General features: G+C 63.3%; 6 protein-coding genes. 3 read left to right on the plus strand and 3 right to left on the minus strand.

From position 1 onward, the window contains the following. From HY852_RS17575 to HY852_RS17585, 3 genes are all read left to right on the plus strand, one after another. Nucleotides 1–256: hypothetical protein (locus HY852_RS17575; protein WP_291606056.1), on the plus strand; the 256-nt coding region annotated here is incomplete at its 5' end. Nucleotides 257–333: 77 nt separating this feature from the next. Further along, nucleotides 334–1,113, plus strand: coding sequence for a hypothetical protein (locus HY852_RS17580; RefSeq protein WP_291606057.1), 780 nt, complete (start codon nucleotides 334–336; stop codon nucleotides 1,111–1,113). Nucleotides 1,114–1,193: 80 nt separating this feature from the next. After that, on the plus strand, nucleotides 1,194–1,574 hold the full coding sequence (locus HY852_RS17585) for a hypothetical protein (protein WP_291606058.1): 381 nt from the start codon (nucleotides 1,194–1,196) through the stop codon (nucleotides 1,572–1,574). Between the two features lie 32 nt (nucleotides 1,575–1,606). Here the strand turns inward: HY852_RS17585 and HY852_RS27950 are convergent, their stop codons facing one another. The 3 genes from HY852_RS27950 to HY852_RS17595 form a co-directional block, all read right to left on the minus strand. Beyond that, nucleotides 1,607–1,957 (minus strand): DUF3892 domain-containing protein, encoded by a 351-nt coding sequence (locus HY852_RS27950; protein WP_367116369.1) that lies wholly within the window; start codon nucleotides 1,955–1,957, stop codon nucleotides 1,607–1,609. 525 nt (nucleotides 1,958–2,482) lie between these two features. Then, on the minus strand, nucleotides 2,483–2,740 hold the full coding sequence (locus tag HY852_RS17590) for a hypothetical protein (RefSeq protein WP_291606059.1): 258 nt from the start codon (nucleotides 2,738–2,740) through the stop codon (nucleotides 2,483–2,485). Continuing rightward, a partial coding sequence (locus HY852_RS17595; RefSeq protein WP_291606060.1) for a hypothetical protein occupies nucleotides 2,737–3,180 on the minus strand: 444 nt, incomplete at its 5' end. The genes HY852_RS17595 and HY852_RS17590, both read right to left, overlap by 4 nt.

Genomic DNA, 3,180 nt, shown 5'->3' on the forward strand with positions numbered 1-3,180 from the left:
CCTCATCGACCACGATCTCGACGCCAGCGTGCTGCGCTTCATGCTGAACGGCGTCAGCCATGTCGCCGTCCTCGGGCAGCATCCGCTCACCCCACAGGAGACGGTCCTGATCAGTCTAGCGTTCGGCGACGGTGGAGAGCCAACGGACGTGCCGACCGACATCGTCGCTCGCTTGCAGGAGCGCCGGCGCCAGATGACACACCTCGGCTTTGATTACGTCGAACGACGAAGCGAGACGAGACCACCAGATGCATGACGGAACGACGGTACCATGAACCAACGCTGCATCCCGACACGCGAGAGCTCCTCGATGAGATCGAGCGATGCACCGGCGTGCCGGTCGAATTACGAGCCGATCCTTCCGTTCGTGGTCATGGCCGAGCTGTGTACCGGGCGAGCGATCCGGACACGAGCCGCCAGCTGATCCTCTACGATCCCAGGTTCGAACGCTTCCTCGATCACCTCGTCGCCCATGAGTGCGGACACATCGCACGCTTCGCGTGCGCATCCCCTGCGGACTGCGTCGTGCCGGTGCTGACGCGCGTCCACCGACGCGATCTCGCACGCCAACTGCTCCCCGAAATTGAGCGCCTGATCGAGGCCGGCCTGCCCGAGGGCGCCGTCGCCGCGGTACTGCCGATCTGGCTTGGCGGGACCGTCGCCCAGCTCCAGAACACGCCGGCCGACATCCACATCGAGCGCTGGCTCCATCGGACAGCGCCGGGGCTGCGCGGGATTCAAGAACGCTCGATCGCCGACATGGCTCTCGAGTATCACCAGGTGCTCAGGCCTGATGTCCAGGCATGTACTCCACGGCAGTTGTGGAACGCGTCGAACGCCATGAACTACGCCTACCTGAACGCGATGTCGGAGCTGCTTCAGCGTCCCGAGTTTATCCGCCCATATCGCGGGACCGAGGCCGAGAGGACGGGTCGCGTCCTGCTCAGCGCCCTCGATGCTGTGGATGATGTCGGCTTCGTGGGAGATCGATCGTTATCCGATCGATGGGCGACGATGCTGGGGCTCGACGGCTGGCTCCACTGGAAGCGAGTCGATGATGTCACCACTGAGACGCGGGGAGCCGAGCCGAGGCAAGGCGGTGCGACGGTGTGAGCGGAGAACGCGACGCCGGCGTCGAAAGAGAAGAGCGTTGGCCGATTGGACGCTCGATCGTAGAGCGGATCCGGAGTTCAGTGAACGACCCGATGGGGCCGTTCGTCACCGGCGATGACGAGGCCGACGTCTTCTCGACGCTGTACATCACGGAACGGGACGGCTGCGTTCCGGAGTCGCTGCTCGAGGATGAACTGCTGAACAGCATCCACGCCATGTACTACGCGGTCCTCGATGGACTGCGTGATGAACTGCGCGAACGGACGCGCACTCGCGACAGTCTGTGGATCCTCGTCGATCCGTCGTACGAGGACACGACGGCGTTCGCGTTGATCACTGATGAGCTCGTGCTCTGCACTGGCTGGCGGAAAGCTTGGCACTTCTACTGGCCATCAGAAGATGAAATGGCGGAGGAGTTGCAGGGCTGGTACGAAGCCGCGGCGGGACGACTTCAAGCGTGAGATCCGTGAACGAAGCCGAGGCCGTTACGTGGTCACGCGACAGCGGCCACGAAACGACGCCAACGCGGAGTCTGGCCGCATCGCAGGCTAGATCCGGCAGTTCGCTTCCGCAAGTTGTCCGCCTTCGTGTCGTCCGGCTCAGTGCGAAGAAATGGCTTGGAGCATTTGTCGCACCTGACGACCTTAACTTCAGCAGTCTCGCCACCGCCAGTCGTGTACGCCGAATTGCCAGGCTCGCGCAGGATCTCCACCATCTGCTCGCGGGTGACGACGATGGCACCTCCGTATGCGTTCTGGTATCCGACGTGAGACACGTGCTGATACCCTCCAGGTGCACACGCCGTGGCGCTCAGATTGCTACAGATGATGTGATAACGCGCCATTGGATGGCTGCCTCCCTCGGGCTCTAGGAACGATGCTCGCCGAGTTCGCCACGGCGATACCTATGGTCGTACGCTCGAGTGCGTCGCTGCCTGATGAAGGCTTTCAGGCTCTCACGCTGAGTGCGTGCCGCGACTACGACCTGGCGCGCTAGATCCAGGCAGCGCATTAGCTCGTCCTCAGCCTCCTCCGATGGCATTGCCGGCAGATTGCTGAGCAACGCCCTCAGCCGTTCGTCGGTGCGGTCGGCCAGCGTCGCATACGCGCGGGTTGCGGCAAGGAACTCGGTCCAAGCGCCATTACGTGTCACGGGCTAACCCGATCGCCTCGATACCAATGCGAACCGGTCGCGCCCTTCTGCTCGAACCGGTTGCACGGAGTGCCTGTGGTTTCGAACAGCAGCGATCGAGCGCGCCTTGTTCGCGGCCAAGTCGATAGGCGAGCCGATCACGAAGACCTCTCTTTCCCGACCGCGGATCTCCGCGCCTTCTATTTGACTGACCTATCCGCGCGAGTCGCCGAGCAAATTAGGCAAGCCCCTCGATCGATGACTCCTCCTCGATGCAGAGGCACCGGTCATCGTCAAGCCGAAACGACAGCAGATAGTGAGGCAGTCCGTTGAACCACTCACGCGCGGCGATCGTCGCCACCGCCCACGAAGGACGCTCGCGCGGGCGGACCGGGGCACCGTCATCAAGATCGTAGGGCGGCCCGGCGTCGAGCCGCGCGACGACGTCGTCACCAAGCTCGAATCTGAACACTTGAGCGGCCGCCGGCGCACTCACGATGCGAATCCGGCGGCAGGACGCCGCGATGGAGCCGCTGAATCGGTGACAGGCGGGTGCAGGAACTCGATGTGCAGTTGGTGCTCCTTGACCTCGAAGCGCGTGACCGTCTCGTGGTACTCGGCATCGCCTTTCCAGCTGATCGTGATCCGGTCGTCGGTGTCGAGCTTCGAGAGAGCCCAGCTGACAAGCCTGTTGACGGCCTCCAGCTGAAGCTTCGGCCATCGCTCGCCCACGGCGCGGATCTCCGGGTCCAGCCGCGGGTCGCCGAATTTTTCGTTCAAGCCGCTGACGATATCCACGACGTCATCGCCGGCGTTGAGGCGGACGAGAATCTCGTGGCCGTCGTTCAGGATCAGCGGCGTTGTGAAGATCACATTGAGTAGCTGCATCGCTTCCGCGCACCCGGTGGCAGGCATGTTGCACTCCTTGCGGCGCGA

It is taken from the genome of Bradyrhizobium sp., assembly GCF_016213215.1.
Taxonomy (GTDB): domain Bacteria; phylum Pseudomonadota; class Alphaproteobacteria; order Rhizobiales; family Xanthobacteraceae; genus Bradyrhizobium.

Bases quoted from the DNA above. Each gene is read 5' to 3' on its own strand.
- HY852_RS27950 (WP_367116369.1), bottom strand. From the start codon at position 1,957: ATGGCGCGTTATCACATCATCTGTAGCAATCTGAGCGCCACGGCGTGT.